The organism is Baaleninema simplex PCC 7105, from assembly GCF_000332355.1.
In the GTDB taxonomy this organism is placed as follows: Bacteria; Cyanobacteriota; Cyanobacteriia; order Cyanobacteriales; family Geitlerinemataceae; genus Baaleninema; species Baaleninema simplex.
This window is the reverse complement of sequence record NZ_KB235958.1, coordinates 2,992,239-3,010,785: the sequence shown is the minus strand read 5'-3', so window position 1 is coordinate 3,010,785 and position 18,547 is coordinate 2,992,239. Positions and strand designations below refer to the sequence as shown.

The 18,547-nt window shown below is 54.2% G+C and carries 17 protein-coding genes, 1 tRNA gene and 1 pseudogene; 10 read left to right on the top strand and 9 right to left on the bottom strand.

Annotated elements, in window-relative coordinates; genetic code table 11:
- The first annotated feature begins 7 nt into the window (after positions 1-7).
- The 3 genes from GEI7105_RS0115390 to GEI7105_RS0115380 all read left to right on the top strand — a co-directional run bounded on the left by GEI7105_RS0115390 (position 8) and on the right by GEI7105_RS0115380 (position 2,590).
- Positions 8-568: a TolB family protein gene (locus GEI7105_RS0115390; protein ID WP_017661332.1), complete on the top strand. Its 561-nt coding sequence runs from the start codon at positions 8-10 to the stop codon at positions 566-568.
- Positions 569-638: 70 nt separating this feature from the next.
- Positions 639-1,163 (top strand): TolB family protein, encoded by a 525-nt coding sequence (locus tag GEI7105_RS0115385; RefSeq protein ID WP_245555421.1) that lies wholly within the window; start codon positions 639-641, stop codon positions 1,161-1,163.
- Positions 1,164-1,165: 2 nt separating this feature from the next.
- Positions 1,166-2,590: a trypsin-like peptidase domain-containing protein gene (locus tag GEI7105_RS0115380; protein WP_017661330.1), complete on the top strand. Its 1,425-nt coding sequence runs from the start codon at positions 1,166-1,168 to the stop codon at positions 2,588-2,590.
- 134 nt (positions 2,591-2,724) lie between these two features.
- On the opposite strand, the gene hemH is transcribed toward GEI7105_RS0115380, so the two are convergent.
- Entirely contained in the window at positions 2,725-3,888 is a 1,164-nt protein-coding gene (gene hemH, locus GEI7105_RS0115375; protein ID WP_017661329.1) for a ferrochelatase, read from the bottom strand.
- 394 nt (positions 3,889-4,282) lie between these two features.
- Here hemH and GEI7105_RS30790 point away from each other — a divergent pair, with 394 nt between their 5' ends.
- Positions 4,283-5,995 carry a M48 family metallopeptidase gene (locus GEI7105_RS30790; protein WP_158413216.1) on the top strand — a complete coding sequence of 571 codons (1,713 nt, stop codon included), beginning with the start codon at positions 4,283-4,285 and terminating at the stop codon, positions 5,993-5,995.
- Positions 5,996-6,022: 27 nt separating this feature from the next.
- Here the strand turns inward: GEI7105_RS30790 and GEI7105_RS0115365 are convergent.
- Positions 6,023-6,094, bottom strand: a tRNA-Val gene (locus GEI7105_RS0115365).
- 91 nt (positions 6,095-6,185) lie between these two features.
- Between GEI7105_RS0115365 and mazG the strand changes: the two genes are divergently transcribed.
- Positions 6,186-6,998: a nucleoside triphosphate pyrophosphohydrolase gene (gene mazG, locus GEI7105_RS0115360; protein ID WP_017661327.1), complete on the top strand. Its 813-nt coding sequence runs from the start codon at positions 6,186-6,188 to the stop codon at positions 6,996-6,998.
- Positions 6,999-7,120: 122 nt separating this feature from the next.
- The gene (locus tag GEI7105_RS0115355) at positions 7,121-7,420 is read left to right on the top strand and encodes a DUF433 domain-containing protein (RefSeq protein ID WP_017661326.1); all 300 of its coding nucleotides are present in this window, start codon (positions 7,121-7,123) and stop codon (positions 7,418-7,420) included.
- Here the strand turns inward: GEI7105_RS0115355 and GEI7105_RS41275 are convergent.
- Positions 7,417-7,890, bottom strand: coding sequence for a TOBE domain-containing protein (locus GEI7105_RS41275; protein WP_445958303.1), 474 nt, complete (start codon positions 7,888-7,890; stop codon positions 7,417-7,419). The genes GEI7105_RS0115355 and GEI7105_RS41275 overlap by 4 nt on opposite strands.
- A gap of 147 nt (positions 7,891-8,037) precedes the next feature.
- Positions 8,038-8,613, bottom strand: a pseudogene (locus GEI7105_RS41270) (ABC transporter ATP-binding protein); the annotation flags it as partial.
- 134 nt (positions 8,614-8,747) lie between these two features.
- Between GEI7105_RS41270 and GEI7105_RS0115345 the strand changes: the two are divergent.
- From GEI7105_RS0115345 to GEI7105_RS0115335, 3 genes are all read left to right on the top strand, one after another.
- A complete protein-coding gene (locus GEI7105_RS0115345) occupies positions 8,748-10,349 on the top strand; it encodes a B12-binding domain-containing radical SAM protein (protein ID WP_017661324.1) in 1,602 nt (533 codons plus the stop codon).
- A 70-nt stretch (positions 10,350-10,419) separates the two neighbouring features.
- Positions 10,420-10,821 carry a glycine cleavage system protein GcvH gene (gcvH, locus tag GEI7105_RS0115340; protein ID WP_017661323.1) on the top strand — a complete coding sequence of 134 codons (402 nt, stop codon included), beginning with the start codon at positions 10,420-10,422 and terminating at the stop codon, positions 10,819-10,821.
- Positions 10,822-10,917: 96 nt separating this feature from the next.
- Positions 10,918-13,500 carry a beta strand repeat-containing protein gene (locus tag GEI7105_RS0115335; protein ID WP_017661322.1) on the top strand — a complete coding sequence of 861 codons (2,583 nt, stop codon included), beginning with the start codon at positions 10,918-10,920 and terminating at the stop codon, positions 13,498-13,500.
- Positions 13,501-13,538: 38 nt separating this feature from the next.
- On the opposite strand, the gene GEI7105_RS0115330 is transcribed toward GEI7105_RS0115335, so the two are convergent.
- On the bottom strand, positions 13,539-13,964 hold the full coding sequence (locus tag GEI7105_RS0115330) for a hypothetical protein (RefSeq protein WP_017661321.1): 426 nt from the start codon (positions 13,962-13,964) through the stop codon (positions 13,539-13,541).
- A 16-nt stretch (positions 13,965-13,980) separates the two neighbouring features.
- On the opposite strand from GEI7105_RS0115330, the gene GEI7105_RS0115325 reads away from it, so the two are divergent.
- On the top strand, positions 13,981-14,523 hold the full coding sequence (locus tag GEI7105_RS0115325; protein ID WP_035493164.1) for a hypothetical protein: 543 nt from the start codon (positions 13,981-13,983) through the stop codon (positions 14,521-14,523).
- A gap of 135 nt (positions 14,524-14,658) precedes the next feature.
- On the opposite strand, the gene GEI7105_RS0115320 is transcribed toward GEI7105_RS0115325, so the two are convergent.
- From GEI7105_RS0115320 to GEI7105_RS30780, 4 genes are all read right to left on the bottom strand, one after another.
- The gene (locus tag GEI7105_RS0115320; RefSeq protein ID WP_017661319.1) at positions 14,659-15,555 is read right to left on the bottom strand and encodes a carbohydrate ABC transporter permease; all 897 of its coding nucleotides are present in this window, start codon (positions 15,553-15,555) and stop codon (positions 14,659-14,661) included.
- Positions 15,556-15,791: 236 nt separating this feature from the next.
- On the bottom strand, positions 15,792-16,712 hold the full coding sequence (locus GEI7105_RS0115315) for a succinate--CoA ligase subunit alpha (RefSeq protein WP_017661318.1): 921 nt from the start codon (positions 16,710-16,712) through the stop codon (positions 15,792-15,794).
- A gap of 119 nt (positions 16,713-16,831) precedes the next feature.
- Complete coding sequence (locus GEI7105_RS30785; protein WP_071592020.1) at positions 16,832-17,746, bottom strand: ATP-grasp domain-containing protein; 915 nt, start codon at positions 17,744-17,746, stop codon at positions 16,832-16,834.
- Positions 17,706-18,547: ISL3 family transposase (locus GEI7105_RS30780; protein WP_035492552.1), on the bottom strand; the 842-nt coding region annotated here is incomplete at its 5' end. The genes GEI7105_RS30780 and GEI7105_RS30785, both read right to left, overlap by 41 nt.

Below are 18,547 nucleotides of genomic sequence, written 5' to 3'. Positions count from 1 at the left end.
AGGAACGTTGGCAGGAACGCAAGAGGCGCAGACAAGACCCGTCAAAGACTGGCTGAGACGGTTGGGGACGCGAATCGGACTCGGAATTGCCGTCTTAGGACTCGGCAGTTGTACCCCGACGAGTCGCCCCCAACTCCCCGTCGCCCTCAACAGCTATTACACGGACGAACAGCCCGCCATGAGTGGAGACGGGCGTTTTTTGGCGTTCGTTTCCAACCGGGACGGAACCCGCAGTATTTTGCTGTACGACCTCCAACGTAAGCAGTTCGCGCAGTTGCCCCGACTCAACCGCAAGGACGCGATCGCCGAAACCCCCAGTCTCAGCTATACGGGGCGCTATTTAGTCTACGTGGCCAGCGATCGCGGCCGTCCGGAAATCGAGCTGTACGATCGCATCACCCAACGCACCCAAGTCCTGACGGGCGGTTATCGCGGCTGGGTTCGCAACCCCAACATCAGTTCAGACGGGCGATATGTGGTGTTCGAGACGGGACGGCGGGGACAGTGGGATATCGAAATTATCGATCGCGGACCCGGCATCGAACTCGATCGCCCCAATGGCAGTTAAAACAGCGTCACAGCCTTGGCGCAAGATGCCAAAAAACCGCCACAATAGAACTATCTCGACGAATTTTTCTGTGAAATTCCGAACCTGGTTGATGACGATGGCGATCGCAGCCGTTTCGAGCGGGTGTGCGGCGTATCCTCGCCTCCTCAACACCCCCTTCGATCCCGGCGGACGCAGTTTGAACTCTCCGGCGGCGGAAACGAACCCGGACATCGCCGGACGGTACATCGTGTTCGTGTCGGAGCGGGAAAAACGCCAGGATATTTACCTATACGACTTGCAAACCCAACGTACCATTGCTATACCAGGGTTAAACTCCCTGGCAACGGTGGCCGAACATCCCGACGTCTCGGCCGACGGGCGGTACATTGTGTTTGCGGGCAACCGTCAAGGGCGATCGGGGATTTTCCTTTACGATCGCGAAATCCGCCAACTGCGGAACGTCACCGGCAGCCTCAACGCCACCGTTCGCAATCCCAGTATCAGCGACGACGGCAAGACGATCGCCTTTGAAGCTAACCTCAACGGTCAATGGGATATCCTCGTCTACAACCGTTCGGGTCAACCTCTCGATTTACCGACGCCTCCCCGTTAACCATGACTTCTCGACTTCTCCGTTTCGCTGCCTCGAGCCTTCTCGCAGCCGGACTCGCCACGGTCGCGATCGCGTCGCCGACTCCCTTGGCCCCTCGACCTGCCCTCGCTCAAGATGAAGACGAGCGGACGAACATTCGCGTCTACGAAGAAGCCAGTCCCGCCGTCGTCGCCATCGTCGCCGGAGAGGGAACCGGAAGCGGCAGCATCGTCACCTCTGACGGTCTCGTTCTGACTAACTCTCACGTCGTCGCCAACGCCGGACGCACCGTCACCGTCCGTCTGGCCGACGGTCGGGAATACGTCGCCGACGTCATCGGCTTCGACCCCAGCGGTCAAGACTTAGCTGCCTTACAAATTCGTAACGCTCGCAACCTCCCCACCATCGACATCGCTCCGATCGACTCCGTACAGGTGGGACAGCGAGCCTTTGCTATCGGCAGTCCCTTCGGCTTTGAAAATACCTTCACTGTCGGTATTGTCAGCCGCATCGACCCCAACGACGGCACGATTCAAACGGACGCGGCCATCAACCCCGGAAACTCCGGCGGACCGCTACTCAACTCGGACGCCGAAATGGTAGGAGTCAATACGGCGATTTTCACCCTCGGCCGCGAAGGAGGCAATATCGGCATTGGCTTCGCCATTCCCGTTCGCGACGTGCGATCGTTCCTGGCTTCGGTCGGTGACAACCGCGTGGCGACGACGCCCCAAATCGGCAGTCGGCTTCCGGGTTCCCAACTTCCCCAAACCTTGGCACTCAACGACCCGCCGGTCGACGGAGAACTCGGCAACGGCGACAACGTCCTCCCCGTCGATAACAGCTATTTCGACGCTTATATGTTTGAAGGAAACGCCGGCCAAACGGTGACGCTGGCGATGTCGTCCTTGGAGTTCGATCCCTACCTGATTCTACTCGGCCCCAACGGCAGCGATGTCGCCCAAGATAACAACGGCGGCGGAAATCGTAACGCCCGAATCCACGTTCGCCTACCGGAAACCGGACGCTACATCCTCTTGGCGAACTCCAATCAAGGGGGGGAGTCCGGACGCTATCGCCTCAGTCTCAACAGCGGCGATCGTAACGTCGCACCGTCTCCTCCAACGGGAAACCTGCTGTTACAGGAACGAGGTCAGTTGCAAGCTGGGGACTTAGTCCTCCCCGAAGACGGGAGTTTGTACGATGTCTATCGCTTTGAGGGACGGGAGGGACAAACGGTGACGGTTACTCTCGAAAGCCCCGACTTCGATACGTATCTGTTGCTGTTGAGCGAAGCGGTTCGACCCATCGCGCAAAACGACGATATTGGACCGGGGAACACCAACTCGGCGTTACAGGTACGATTGCCCTATACGGGAACCTATTTCGTTTGGGTAAACGCTTACGATAACACCGGACGAGGACGGTACGAGTTGACGGTTCGTTAGGCCGTCAATTTCGATCTCGTTGTGTCGAAACCGATCGCACCTCTCTGTGTCCTCTGTGTCTCTGTGGTGAAAAATTTAACCCGCAACCCTGTAGGGTCGCTGTATGCAACGACCCTACGTTTATATTGCATTTTCTATAAAATGCCCACGAAATGCAGCGGTCCGTATCCAGTAATCAGTTCCGCCATTAAGGCCAAAAAGCCCAACATCGCCAAACGACCGTTCCACCGTTCCGCCGAGATAGTCAATCCCCATTCCCAGCGTTCGGGCGGGTAGAATTTGGTTTGTTTGGGGGGGTGCATGACGCCATCGAAAGTGAGGTTGGGAGCGTTGGCGGCTTCGACGACTAAATCCGCTAAGTCTTCGACGAACATCGGGTGCGTGTTGAGGGCGGGGACGCGGTGGAAGTTGTGGATTCCCGCTTCTTCAGCCAGTTCGCGATATTCCATATCGATTTCTTGCAGGGTTTCGATATGTTCGGAGACGAAGCTGATGGGAACGACAACGAGGGTTTCGACGCCTTTTTCGGCGAGTTCGGCGATCGCATCCTCAGTGTAGGGTTGCAGCCATTCCACCGGGCCGACGCGGCTTTGATAGGCTAAGGTGTAGTCGTTGGGGCGGCCGAGCGTCTCGACGATCGCCTCGGTGCAAGCTTCGATTTCTTGTTGGTAGGGGTCGCCTGCTTCTTCGACGTAGCTGCGGGGGACGCCGTGGGCGCTAAAGAAAATGTGGGCGCGATCGGGATCGGGGAGTTTGTCGAGTTCTTTGGCGATCAGATCGGCCATTGCTCGTAAGTAGCCCGGTCGGTCGTACCATGAGGGAACGACGGTATAGTCGACTTTTTGTAATTGGGGGTCGTCTTCCCAAAGTTTTTCGAGGAGGCGGAAGCTCGAACCGCTGGTACTGATGGAAAACTGAGGGTACAGGGGCAGAATGACGAGTTTGTCGAGATCGTCACCGTGAATTTGGGCGATCGCTTCTTCGGTAAACGGATGCCAGTACCGCATTCCTACGAAAACGCGGCTGTCGTATCCTCGCTGCTCCAGGCTCGCTTGCAGGGCGTTGGCTTGTTCTTCCGTGATGCGACGCAGGGGCGATCCGCCACCGATCTCTCGGTAGTTCTCTTGGGATTTTTGCGATCGCATACTCGAAATCAACCACGCCAGCGGTTTCTGCAACCACGGAAACGGTAAGCGGATAATTTCGGGATCGGAGAACAGGTTATAGAGAAAAGGTCGGACGTCTTCGAGCTTGTCCGGACCTCCTAAGTTCAGGAGCAAAACGCCAACGCGACCCATAGCAGCTAATGTTTCCCAATTTTTTATATTCTTTACCAATATTAACAGTATGAGGGGCGATCGACAAGCTCGATCGCCCCTACACCGTAATAATTATGGGGGTTTCGTGTTGTTTGTAACAAAATCTAAATTTTTTTGAAATTTTTCTAAAAAAGGCTTGTCAAACGCCTCGAAATTGCAACTCGATGACCGAACGTCGAGTGGAGAGTTTGGGGGGTATCGCCGTCCTCGAAACGCCATCCAATTCGTTTGTTACATTAAAGGCAACGATCGAGATAACAATTCCCATTCGGTTAAGGCGATGCACCCTTTCAAAAAACTGCCCCTCATCGCGTTGGGAAGTCTTCTTTCTCTTGGGGGGTTCCCTAGCGAAGTTTACGCTATCTCGCCAACGGTGCGATTGACGAAAACCCTCAAGTTTCCTCGTTCTGAAACGAAAAACACTCCCGAGATCCCCGAGGCGTCCGATATCGAAACGCCCAGCGAAGAACGTGCTGCTCCCGCCGAATCAGAACCCGATCGTTGGGAAATAGAGGGCGATCGCGGCGAGGGAAACATTCCCAAAGCAACAACCGACCCAACCGAGAACGAAGACGATCCCCTATCGAGTTTTGCACCGGATATCGATCGCCTGCAAATTCTTCTCGAAGCCGATCGCCTATACCTCTCTGGAAATTATACCGACGCCGAAGCCCTGTATCGCCAAGTCAAGCCACCGTTTTCTATAGACATCGGCGAATTCAGGCCGCGAGCCGTACCGTTTTCCGACCCAGATTTACTCTCTCCGGCCGGAGCGGTATACTGGCGCGAATCGACTGCTGGAATCGAACAGGGACTCGAAACGCGAATTTTCGTCCCCCTAGAACTCCTTATTGAAGAACATCCCGAATTTATCCCCGGTTATTTAAGGTTAGCGGCGGTGTTGCGCGATCGCGATCGCCCCGAAGAAGCCCTCGACGTTCTCGAACGGGCGGCGTCGATGTATCCCACCGAAGCGCAACTCGTCGAAACCTATATCTACCATCTCGCCGACGCCGAAAAATGGCTCGAAGCCTCCATCGCCGCCCGTCAGTTTTCGCTGTTGCTTCCCGAACATTCGAGGGCGGACAATTTCCGGGGTTTCGCCGACGAAATGTTTGAAGAATTCCAACGGGATTTACGAGCGGACTTGCGAGAAAGTGCGATCGCCTCAGTTTTCACTGGGGCGTTGAGTGTATTCGCGACGGGTTCGCCTTTCGCGGCCATCCCGACGTTACAACTGGCGTTGCTACTGCTACAAGGGGAAGACACCGTCGGAGAGAAATTCGTCGAAGTCGCCCAGGAACAGCTTCCCCTCGTCGAAGATGTTCGAGTGACCGATTACGTCAACGATATCGGCGATCGCCTGGCCGATTTGACGGGGCGGGACATGGATTACGAGTTTTACGTGATTCTCGACGAGAACGTCAACGCCTTCGCCCTTCCCGGCGGAAAAATCTTTATTCACGCCGGAGCGATTTTGGCCATGGAATCAGAAGCGGAACTGGCGGGGTTGTTGGCTCACGAACTGTCTCACGCGGTTCTCTCTCACGGATTTCAACGGATGGTGGACGCCACGATGTTCGGAAACGTCGTGGGGTTAGTTCCCTACGCTGGGGGGATTCTCAACAATTTAATGTTTTTCGATTACAGTCGCGACCAAGAGCGACAAGCCGATATCTTAGGAACGCGAATTCTCGCCACGTCGGGATACGCCGCCGACGGGTTGTGGAACGTGATGGTGGAACTGCACGAACGGGACGATGCGCCGTCAATTCCCGCTTGGATTTCGACGCACCCCGACACCGAGGATCGGATTCAGTATCTCGAAACGCTCATCGTGGAGAACGGTTACAACCGCTATGCTTACGAGGGAGTTGAGGAATACGCGCAAGTTCAGGCTCGGGTTCAGAAGTTGATGGAGGATTACATCGAAGAACGGGAAACCGAAGAAGCCGAAGAAGCCGAGGTGATGAATCGGGAGTTAGAGCGTCAGTGGCGACGGGAGCAACGAATGGAACGGCTCGATCCCTTCGATTGGTACGGCCGTCCTGGGGAGCGATCGATCCGGATGCCACCGGGGTTTTAGCTTTTGCTATCCTATTTAATTCAAAAATGGGCGGTACTGGGATCGAACCAGTGACATCCTGCTTGTAAGGCAGGCGCTCTACCGCTGAGCTAACCGCCCAGTGAACTTCTATCATACACCATAGTTACATTCGATCGCAAGTCATTCGCGATCGCGGTACGATCGGCGAAGTTGTTTCGCACTCGACCTCATGTCCGATTCGCTGACTCCAGAAACCGCCACGTTGCAAGCCTTACAGCGCCTCGTCGAAGTCGTCGCCAAACTGCGCGATCCCGACGGAGGATGTCCCTGGGATTTGGAACAAACCCCAGAAAGTCTGATTCCCTACATCATCGAAGAAGCTTACGAAGCGGTAGACGCGATTCGTTGTGGCGACAGCGATGCGATCGCCGAAGAATTGGGCGATTTGCTGTTACAAGTGGTGTTACAGGCGCAAATTGCCCGAGAATACGGTCATTTTACCCTGGCAGAGGTGGCAGATGGCATCGCCGAAAAACTGATTCGTCGTCACCCCCATGTTTTCGCCGATGTGGAAGCGAATACTTCTGGGGAAGTTCGACAGAATTGGGAGAAAATAAAAGCCGAGGAAAAGGGGGAAACTCAACCGACACTGACCTCGAAATTAACTCGCTACGCTCGCACGTTACCGCCACTGACAGCGGGGATGAAGATTTCTAAGAAAGCTGCCGCTGTGGGGTTTGAATGGGAGAACGTTGAGGGTGTTTGGGATAAGTTTCACGAAGAACTCGACGAGTTTCACCAAGCTTTGCGGCACGAAAGCAAGGAACGCCAACAGGAAGAGTTGGGAGATTTGTTGTTCGTGATTATTAATCTGGCGCGGTGGTACGATCTCGACCCAGAAGCAGCGTTACACGGGACAAACCATCGGTTTTTAGAGCGGTTTGCCAAGGTTGAAGCGGCGTGCGATCGCCCCCTTTCGGAGTATTCGTTGGAGGAGTTAGAAGCCTTTTGGCAAAAGGCGAAGAAATTGTTGAAACAGTGAGAAACGGAACCAGAACCCCGGCATCTCCAAGACACCGGGGTTTTATTTTGGCTGAGTTCTTTAAATCTTGCTATGCTGGAAGATATATTGTGCGATCGAGTTGTGCGATCGAGCTTTGAATTATGTCTTCCGAAACGCTCTCGAGATACGTGACGCGCAACGCTGAAATTTTGGGCGGAGAGCCGATCGTAACTGGAACTCGTACCTCAGTCCGAGCCATTGTCGGTTTGTGGCGTTTGGGAATTATGCCAGAAGAAATTCTCAACCATTTGCCTCATTTGACACTGGCACAAGTTTTCGATGCTTTGAGTTTTTATTTGGACAATCAACCGGAAATTAACGAGTATATCGATCGCAACCAGGTTCCAGACGATCTAGTTCATCCAGCAGTAAAAGCCACGTTGCGCCGATCGAACCACTAAACCCAACCGATCGCTCTTTCAGTCTGCATATCGAACAACTGCACCCGTTCGGGATCGATCGCCAACCAAATCACATCCCCCAACGCCACCCGCCGATCGCCCGGAAGTCTCGCCTGTACCGACAACGACGGATCGTCCACCGCACTCCCGATAACATAGGTTTCGCTACCCAAGGTTTCCAGGCGATCGATCCGCAATTGTAAATTTTTCGCCGCCGCTGCACTCAAACTCAAGTGTTCCGGACGCACCCCCAGCCACACCGACTGTCCGTCGTAGTGGCGCAACCACTTCTCCCAACTCGAAGGAAGCGTCAGGCGAAACTGGGAACAGACTAACTTCAAAGAATCCTTCACCCGAACCGAAATGAAATTCGTCGTCGGCGACCCCAAAAACTCCGCCACAAAGCGGTTTGCAGGGCGTTCGTACAGTTCCAGCGGCGCACCCACTTGCTGGAGTTGTCCGGCGTTCATCACCGCAATGCGATCGCCCATCGTCATCGCTTCAATGCGATCGTGCGTCACGTAAACCGTCGTCGTTCCCAACTGACGCTGCAATTCCACCAGTTGACCCCGCGTCTCGGAACGCAACTTCGCATCCAAATTACTCAACGGTTCGTCCATTAAGAATACCGCCGGATCGCGGGCGATCGCCCGTCCCAACGCCACCCGCTGCTTCTGTCCCCCCGACAGTTCCTTGGGAAGGCGATCGCGCAACATCTCGATTTGCAACATTTGCGCCACCTGCTGCACCCGTTCGGCGATTTCCCGTTCCCGAGGCGTCACGTAGCGCAGCGGTTTCGGAAATTTCCGCGTTGCAGACACCGCCAAACTCTCCCACGGCGGCGGTTTGCGGCGTCCCATGCGACGCAAGCCAAAGGCTAAATTCTCGTACACCGTGAGATGGGGATAGAGGGCGTAACTCTGAAACACCATCGCCACATCGCGGCGTTTTGGCGGAAGATCGTTAGCCAGGCGATCGCCGATGTAAATTTTTCCCGCCGTCAGGGATTCCAACCCCGCAATCAGCCGCAACAGCGTACTTTTCCCGCATCCCGACGGTCCCACGAGAACCAAAAACTCGCCGTCGCGAACCGTCAAATCGATGTCGCGCAACACCGACACCCCCGCTTCCTCCGAGGCGTCGCCTCGCTGGGGAAATCGTTTGTAGACCTTTTCTAAGACAACTTCAGCCATCGACGGTTGCGCGGAAATTCACCGATCTACTGTACGGCCGAATCCGCAATTTTTTGTAAATGTTATAGTGCAACAAAGTTTGACACGCCGTCTGACGGCAATGCTGTCACGCACGGGAGAGCGAAAGGTTGACGATGCGCGTTCTGTTACTGTATCCCAAGTTTCCTAAAAGCTTTTGGTCTTTCGAGAAAACCCTCGAACTCATCGGCCGCAAAGCCATGTTACCGCCGTTGGGACTCGTCACCGTCGCGGCGATTTTACCGCAAGAGTGGGAATTCAAACTGGTCGATCGCAACGTGGGCGATGTCACCGAAGAGGATTGGAACTGGGCGGATTTGGTGTTGATGTCGGCGATGATCGTCCAGAAAGACGATATGCTGGCGCAGGTGCAGCAAGCCAAACGTCGCGGAAAAGCTGTCGCCGTGGGCGGTCCCTATCCCACCGCGTTACCGGAGGATTTAAAAGCCGTCGAGACGGACTTTCTCATTCTCGACGAAGGGGAAATTACCTTACCGATGTTCGTCGAAGCGATCGCCCGTGGCGAAACCAGCGGCGTGTTCCGATCGAACGGCGAAAAACCCGACGTTACGGTAACCCCAGTTCCCCGCTTCGATCTCCTCGACTTCGACGCCTACGCCGAAATGTCGGTGCAATTTTCCCGAGGCTGTCCCTTCCAATGCGAGTTTTGCGACATTATCGTCCTCTACGGACGCAAACCGCGCACCAAAAACCCCGAACAGTTTCTCGCCGAACTCGATCGCCTCTACGAATTGGGGTGGCGTCGCAGCATCTTCCTGGTAGACGACAACTTCATCGGAAACAAACGCAACGTCAAACTGCTGCTGAAAGCCATACAACCTTGGATGGTGGAACACAACTATCCGTTCTCCTTCGCCACCGAAGCCTCCGTCGATTTGGCCAAAGACCAGGAATTGATGGATATGATGGTAGCCTGTAACTTCGGATCGGTGTTTTTGGGCGTCGAAACCCCCGACGCTGACAGCCTCGCCACCACCAAGAAATATCAAAACACCCGCGATCCTCTCAGCGACGCCGTAATTCAAATTGCGAAATCCGGCTTGCGCGTCATGGCGGGATTCATCATCGGCTTCGACGGCGAAAAAGCCGGGGCGGGCGATCGCATCGTGGAATTCGTCGAAAAAACCGCCATTCCCACCGCCTTATTCAGTATGCTGCAAGCCCTTCCCGATACCGCGTTGTGGCATCGTTTAGAAAAAGAAGGACGCCTGCGGGAGAAAAACGCCAACATCAACCAAACCACGTTGATGAACTTCGTCCCCACCCGTCCGTTAGAAGACATCGCCCACGAGTATATCGACGCCTTCTGGCGATTGTACGACCCGGCAGCGTTTCTCGATCGCACCTATCGCCATTTCCGCTTCCTCGGCGAAGCCACCTATCCCCATAAAGGGAAAGCCACCCAGAAAAACACCTCTTGGGTGGTCGTTCGGGCGTTACTGACGATCGCCTGGCGTCAAGGAATCCTGCGAAAAACCCGGTTTCAGTTTTGGCGCAACCTCTGGCTGATGTACCGCCACAATCGAGGCGGAATCAGCAGTTACCTCTCCGTTTGCGCCCAAGCCGAACACTTTTTAGAGTACCGCCAAATCGTCAAAGACCAAATCGAGGCGCAATTGGCGGTGTACCTGGCGCAGAAACAGTCTGAAGACGCCACGCCTACAACCGAGACGCCACAGCCAGAACTGGTGCGTTAAGCCGTCAGAGGCGTTCCGTCTAGCAGGAAATTCCAGTATATTGATAGCGACCCCACTGCTAGACAGTCTTATGGCATTAGAATATCCCGAGGATCTCAGATATCTGGACTCTCACGAGTACGTTCGCCTCGACGGAGAAATCGCCACGATCGGTATTAGCGCCTTCGCCCTCGATGAGTTGGGCGATATCGTGTTCTTGGAATTACCGGACGTGGGCGATACTGTCGAAAAAGGAGAAACCTTCGGTTCGATCGAATCGGTGAAAGCTGTCGAAGATCTCTACGCCCCGATTTCCGGAACCGTCACCGATCGCAACGAAGAGGCGATCGAATCTCCCGAACGCTTGTCTGAAGATCCTTACGGGGAAGGCTGGTTGTTGAAGGTGCGTCTCGACAACCCCGACGACGAGTTAGATGAAACCCTCACCGCTGAAGAGTATCGCGCCCAGGTGGAAGGGGACGAAGAGGATTAGAGAGGGAGAGAGGGAGAGAGGGAGAGGGGGAGAGGGGGAGAGGGGGAGACATCCTGTAACCTCATCTCCCTGAAACACTACTTCTGGTATCGGTTTATGAGAGTTCGCCGCACTTTTAGGCCGTCGAACACGGTTTCTCTCCTCGCCCTCGTTTTGGGGGTGTTGTCCGAACCCAGTGCGGCGCAAATCGTTCCCGATGCTTCTCTTCCCGTTCCTTCCACCGTTGAAATCGATAACCGCCTCTATCGCATTACGGGGGGAACGACGGCGGGACACAATCTGTTTCACAGCTTTTCTCAGTTCGATTTAGAAACGGGATCGATCGCCCAGTTCGAGAATTCCGCCGCGATCGCCAACATTATTACCCGCATCACGGGGAACGCGCCCTCGTTTATCGACGGAACTCTTCGCGCCAACGGCGTCGCAAACCTCTATCTTCTCAATCGTAACGGGCTGACCCTCGGCGATAACGCCCGTCTCGATATCGGTGGGTCGTTTTTCGGGACGACGGGCGATCGCCTGCTGTTCTCCGACGGTTCCAGTTTTCCCAGTATTCTCGAAGACAATCCGCCCCTGCTGTCGGTGTCCGTTCCCCTGGGAGTGCAGATGGGGCCGAATTCTGGCAATATCGCCGTCACAGGAAGCGGTCACAACCTCTCTTTCGCCGACGACTTTTCCACCGTCCGCGACGATCGCGCCCTAGGATTTGCGGTGTCTCCCGGTGCGACGCTACAACTGATCGGCGGTGACATCGCCATCACCGGGGGGAATCTCACCGCCGCCAACGGGTCGATTTCTCTGGTGTCTCTGAAGGGGGGAACTTGGAATTTCGACGAAAATTCGGTTTCTGCTGCAACTGGGGGCGAGATTCGTCTGTCGGCGGCGTCTTCGGTGGATGTCAGCGGAAATGGTGGCGGACATTTGACGGTTATCGGCCGCAATCTGTTTTTAGCGGACGGTTCGACGCTGTTGGCGGATACTCTAGGAGACGCACCGGGAGACGGGATCGAAATTCGTACCACGGCGTTGGTGGACGTGCGGGGAATCGCCCCAGGAGAAGATTTTTTTGCGAGTGGTTTTTTCGCGGCGGTGGGGCCGGGGGCGAGTGGGGACGGCGGAAACGTTTTCATCGAAAGCGATCGCTTGGTGGTGGAAGAGGGATCGATCGTCGGGGCGGATACCTTCGGGGCGGGAAATGCGGGAACCTTTACAGTTCGGGCGAGGGAAATCGAAACCCGCGAAAGTAGTTGGTCGGGGTCGAGTTTCACCGCCGCCACGGGAAACGGCGGACGCATCAAGTTAGACGCCGATCGCATTCTCATCGCGGACGGAGCGCAAATTCTCTCATTTACTCTTGGGGGTGGCGATGCGGGGAGTATTGCGGTGCGATCGAACGTTTTGGAAGTGCGCGGCGTCAACGCGGGAACCTTCAACAGCGTCATCGTCACGACCTCGGAAGCCGGAAGTACGGGACGCGGCGGAACGATAACCGTCGATACGGGAATTTTGCGTTTGGCGGAGGGAGGCGCGATTTCCACGGGAACCAGCGGCGACGCGATAACCAGTGCGGCGGGAACCCTGACGGTGCGGGCGACGGAGGCGATCGAACTCATCGGAACCGACGAAAACGGCGTTCCCGCAACCCTCTCCACCACAACCTTTAGCGACGCACCGGGGGCGGATTTGTTCGTGGAAACGCCCCGATTGGTGGCGCGAGACGGCGGACAGGTGAGTGCGGGAACCTTCGGCGGCGGCGATGGGGGACGGGTGGTGTTGAACGTCTCGGAGATGGAGTTAAGCGGTTCCACGGCGGCGGTGGAAGTGCGAAACCGCGATTTTTTCGTGGACGAGTCGCAAACCCGCTTTCCCAGCGGTGTATTTAGCAGTTCGGAAGGGGGCGGGGCGGCGGGAGATTTGCTCGTCAACGGCGATCGCATCCTCGTGCGCGACGGGGCGGAACTGACGGTGAGTAGTAGCGATCGCGGCGAGGCGGGATCTTTGGCGATCGACACCTCCCGTTTGACTCTAGAATCCGGGGGACGGATTCGCGGCGACAGTGCGTCGGGGGCGGGAAGTTTGCGTTTGAACTTGGCGGATTTGCGGCTGTTTGGGGGAAGTCGCATTTCCACTAACGCCCGAGGAACGGAACCGGGGGGAAATATCGAGATCGACACCGATACCCTGGTGGCGTTGGATAACAGCGACATTACCGCTAACGCCCTCAACAGCTTCGGCGGACGCATTCAAATCGAAGCGGTGGGGGTGTTCGGAACGGCGTTTCGATCGCAACTGACTCCAGAAAGCGATATTACTGCAACCTCGGCGTTAGGGTCGTCTTTTAGCGGTGTGGTGGAGTTGCGAGAACCGGAGGTGGAGACCAATTCGCCGTTGGTGGAACTCTCGTCAGAAGTCGTGGATTTGTCCGGGTTGGTGGCCGATGGCTGTTCGGCGTTGCGATCGGGGAGTCGGTTTGTGGTTACGGGACGGGGCGGACTGTCGCGGGAAACGCCCGATCGCGTGACGGTGGGCGGGTTTTCTCGCTGGGAACCCAAGCCGTTGGGGGAAACAACTGAAGCGGAGAAGTCACGGGAAGAAGAGCGATCGCCCCTGCAAGAAGCGACGGGATGGGTGACACACGCCGACGGACGAGTTCAATTGATAATCGACCGTGCTAGGTAATATTTTAAATCTTACTTAATTTAGTGAATCTTCCCAATTTAGTAGTTTTCGGGAGCGATCAGGTAGGTTTTCCAGGTCGGTTCGGATTCGTTTTTACCTTTAAAATACCGCGCCAAACGCCAAGTTTTCCCTTCTTTTTGTCCTTGAATATATAAGTCGAACGGCTGTTTTTTACGAGTTTTCCGTCCCGTGGACAAATCTACAATTAAATTGTAAGTTCCCTTGAGGTGATAAGCGGGCAAGTCTTGAATTGTGAGAGGTTCGTTAAAATCCACCGACACGCGATCGACCGACCAATCGGGCGTTTGCGAGAGTTTAAGTTGTGAAGCGAGGTGTTCTTGATTTTGCTGAAATTGCAGTAAAATCGCCCGTTCGATAAGGTCGCGATCGAATAACACTGGCACCGACGAACAGGCCGCCAAAAGCCAAACTAAAATAACAAACAGTACCCCGATACGAGGCATTCGTAGAACTGTGGAACTGGGAACCCTCAAACTCGGCAAATATCTAACCCTCCACGACGTTTGTACCTGTACGCAAACTTACCATAAATACCGCGATCGCATCGATCCGTTTCCGAAAAACCCAGACGAAACCCTCCCGGCGTTGTACCGTCTCGTCGAGGAGATTGTCGATCCTGTTATCGACGAATTCGGCCGCGATCGCTTCGGGTTAACTTACGGCTTTTGCTCTGCCGATCTCAAACGATATCTCGAACGCAAAGATCCCGCAACCGGCCGCCGTCACGGCCGCGTTGCACCCAACCTCGACCAACACATGGCATTTGAGAAGAATACCAAAGGCAATTACTACTGTAAGCGACCGGGGGCGGCTTGTGATTTTTATATTGTTAATTTAGCCAGCGATCGCCTTGTCGATTGGATTTGCGATCGCAAACTTCCCTTCGATTCTTTATATTATTACGGGAGCGATCGACCCATTCACATCAGTTACGGCGACGAACACAAACGCGCCCTATGGACGTTCGACGCAGGTGGAAGACCGAGGAAAATGAAGAGATGATGATGAGGAGAGGCGTAGGGTGTGTGACGCGGCCGAAAAATGTTGGTCGAAGTCAGGTCAATAGAATATTACCGCGTCACGCACCGCCCCCAACGGGGAGATGATGTGAAGATCTGATGATGTGATAAAAAATTATCAATTATCCTCGCTGGTCAATTTCAACTGCAAATATACCAAAACTAACACCACCATTAACAACAACGTTGCAGCAGCGGCGGCGTATCCCAAATCGAATAAGGCGAAGGCTTGTTCGTAAATGTAATACACCAAGATATTCGTGGAATTGAGCGGTCCGCCTCCCGTGATGACGTACACTTGCTCGAAACTGCGAAGCGTAAAAATAGTGGTGGTGACGATGACGAAAACCAACGTGGGGCGCAAACCGGGAATCGTGACGTGCCAGAATTGTTGTAACGGCGTTGCTCCGTCCAATTCTGCCGCTTCGTAACGGGATTGGGGAATCGTTTGCAATCCTGCCAGAAACAACACCAGATTGAAACCCAGTTGTTTCCAGATACTCAGTAAAATTAACACGGGCATCGCCCACACGGGACTTCCCAACCAGGGAATCGCATCGATTCCAAAGATGTCCAAAAAGTGGTTGACGGGGCCGTCGGTTTGAAACAGCCAACGCCACCCCAAACCCACCGCGACAGTCGAGGTAATCGAGGGGATAAAATAGGCACTTCTGAGGAAGCCGCGAAAGGTCTGGATGCGATCGAGCAAAGCCGCCAATCCCAGAGGGATCGCAATGCTGGGAACCACGGTCGCGACGGAGAAATAGAGCGTATTTCCGACCACTTGCCAAAAATCGGGAGAGACGAGCGATCGCCAGTAATTCTGAAGTCCCACCCATCGCGTTCCAGTTTGGGTAAAACTCCCTGTCGTAAAGCTGAGATAGATGAGATAGCCGATCGGTCCGATAACGAACGCCAACAGCAACAGTAACGCCGGTGCCAGAAACGTCCAAGCGGCGACGGTATCGTTATCGAGCCAGTGAAACCCTTTCGACGCAGCGTTTCGATCGTTCATCCCATCATCTCCCCATCTCATCATCTCCCCATCTTCCGGTTGGGGGCGGTGCGTGACGCGGTAACATCTCATCGTTCTGACTTCGTTCCACATTTTTCGGCCGCGTCACGGCACCCTACGACTCCTCATCATCTCATCATCTTCCGGTTGGGGGCGGTGCGTGACGCGGTAACATCTCATCGTTCTGACTTCGTTCCACATTTTTCGGCCGCGTCACGGCACCCTACGACTCCTCATCATTTCTTCTTCAAAGCCTTCTTCACCAAGGCGGGAATTTCTGAAGGGCGGTTGGCGACGGGAATACCGACCTTTTTAAACGCCTCGATTTTATGTTCGGCGGTACCGATGTCCGTTTCGAGGAGAGCCGTTCCCGTGTACTGTTGCGTTCCGCTGAGGTGGGCCGCGACGATCGCTCCGGCGTGTCCGAGGCGTTTTCCTTTGGGGGCGAAGCGTCCGGCGACGTAGGCGATGGTAGGTGTGTCGATGGCTTCGGCGGCGTATTCGGCGGCGTCTTCTTCTGTGGAACCGCCAATTTCACCCACGAGGACGATGACTTCCGTGCGATCGTCTTCGTCGAGCATTTGCAGCCACTGGGCGAAGGAGGAACCGAGAATTCCATCTCCGCCGATTCCCACACTGATAGACTGTCCCAACTCAGCTTGTGTGAGGGAGAGGGCGATTTCATAGGTGAGAGTTCCGCTGCGGCTGATAATTCCTACCGAACCGGGGGTGTAGAACTGGGCGGGGTGGGTTCCCAGGAGAATTTGACCGGGAACGATGATGCCGGGACTGGTGGGGCCGACGACGAGGGTGTCGGTAATGTCAGCCTTGCGAACCAAGCGTACCATGTCCATCGGGGGCATTCCTTCGGTGACGATGGCCAGTTTGCGAATGCCTGCGGCGATCGATTCTAAGGCGGCGTCGAGAACGAGGAAGGGTTTGACGAAAATTGCCACGGCGTCGATGGGACCTTGCTCTTTAACCGCCTCTTCCACCATGTCGTAAATCGGTACGCCGTTCTGAGTTTTACCGCCGTGGCCGGGGGCAACTCCCGCCACGACCTGGGTACCGTATTCTTTCATCAAGACGGTATGGGTGGCGGCCAGGGGTTCGGTGATGCCGTGGATGAGAACTTTGGTTTCAGAGGTGAACTGCATAGGGCGGTGATGGGACGAGCGGGAGCAGGGGAGTACATTGGCGGTGCGTGACGGTTTGTTGGTCTCACGTTCGACACCCGATTTTTTAAGTCACGCACCCCACGGGTGACGGGTGACTGTTATTTGTTGGCTTTGACGGCTAGGGCGACGGCTTCGTCGAGATTCTCGAGAACGGTAATGTCGGTGTCGGCGAAGGCTTTTTGGGCGATGTCGCAGTCGCTGCCGATGGGACGGACTATCCAACGATAGGTACGATCGCTCTGTTTGCGTTCGGCCACTTCGATGAGGGTCTCGACGATATCTTCACAAGAGGTAACGCCGAGGATGAGGTTGACGAGAACGACGTTGACTCGCGAGGCTTTGGTGACTCGTTCTAAGCCAATTTTGAGGCGTTCTTGAAGGGGAAGTTTGGCTTCTCGCCAACATAATTCGCTGCCGAGGTTCAGGAAGTTGGCGGGTTTGCCTTTGGCTTGACAGACGAGGTCGAGGGTGGACATGGTGAGTCCCGCCCCGTTGCAGACGATGGCGATGTTGCCGTCGAGTGAGACGTATTCGGTGTTGAGAAAGGCAGTTTCTGAAGAGAGTTCTGAATCGAGGTGGCTTTCGTGAACCAATCGAGCGAGGTCTTCGTGACGGCTGAGGGCTTCGTCGTTGACCGTGATTTTCCCGTCGAGTGCCATGACTTCGCCAGTATCGCGAATGCCGAGGGGGTTAATTTCGACGAGGTCGAGGTCTTTCTGCACGAAAAGCTGATACATATTTTCGACGATCGCGCTGACGGCTTCGATCGCTTCTCCTCGCAAGCCCATTTTCAAGGCCAGACGTCGGGCGTAAAAGGGTGAAAAGTCTTCTTTGACCACCACTCGCTGCATGGTGTCGCGATCGAAATTGACTTCGACACCGCCGTAAGGAGAACCGAGGAGAACTGGACGACGCGCCGAGCGATCGAGGAGAATCGGGGTCTTCGCAAAACAAGGTGATAAGAAAAACTTATTAAGTAAAGCAAGACAGAAAGCGCATTCGCATATTTTCAAAATTTATAAAGCCATAAGCTTGACGCTTTATCAGTTTAAGACGATTATTAATACCCTCCATAACACCATTGGTTGTTCGGCTCAAGAAATAATTACATATTGTGTTAAGATGATTGCGAATTGTCTTGACAGCATCACCATAAATACTCTGTGCTTTACACAACCATTCTTTAAATTTATTTTTTCCGCTCTCTGGGTCTTGAGTTGTTTCATAAATTTCTCTAAAATCCTCTTTAAGCTGATAAGCTTTTCGTAAACGTTTTGACTGTTTTAAAACGGCCTCTAATTTTTCCAATCCCTCTTCTTTTAAGTCTTTTTGGTTTTTCAGCAATAACCATTTTGCTCCTTTGATTTTGATTTTAAACTTCACCTGCTTTCGGATTTTATTTAGATTGTCATTCACCGCTTTCATAACGTGAAATCTATCGACGACAATTTGGGCATTGGGAAACACTTTTTCGATAAGCTTTGGAAATCCTTCCCACATATCTACACTGACTTCTTCGACTGCCTCTCTGACCTCTAACGGTTGCTGTAGAAGAACTTCAGCGATTTCTTCTTGTTGGTGAGAGTCGATGACTTCTATCAATTCTCCTTTCTCTAAATCGCTCACTACCGTCACAAATTTTTTGTGACCTTTATGTTTTGCTATCTCGTCAAAACCCAACCTTTTTACTTGTCCCCAATTTACTTTTTTTTTGCGTTCGTATACCTGTTGATGAATTCCATTTACCTGATGCCAAGACAAGTCTTCTTCTCTTTTAACTTGCTCGACGCTACTAGCGATTACTCGCTCGTAAA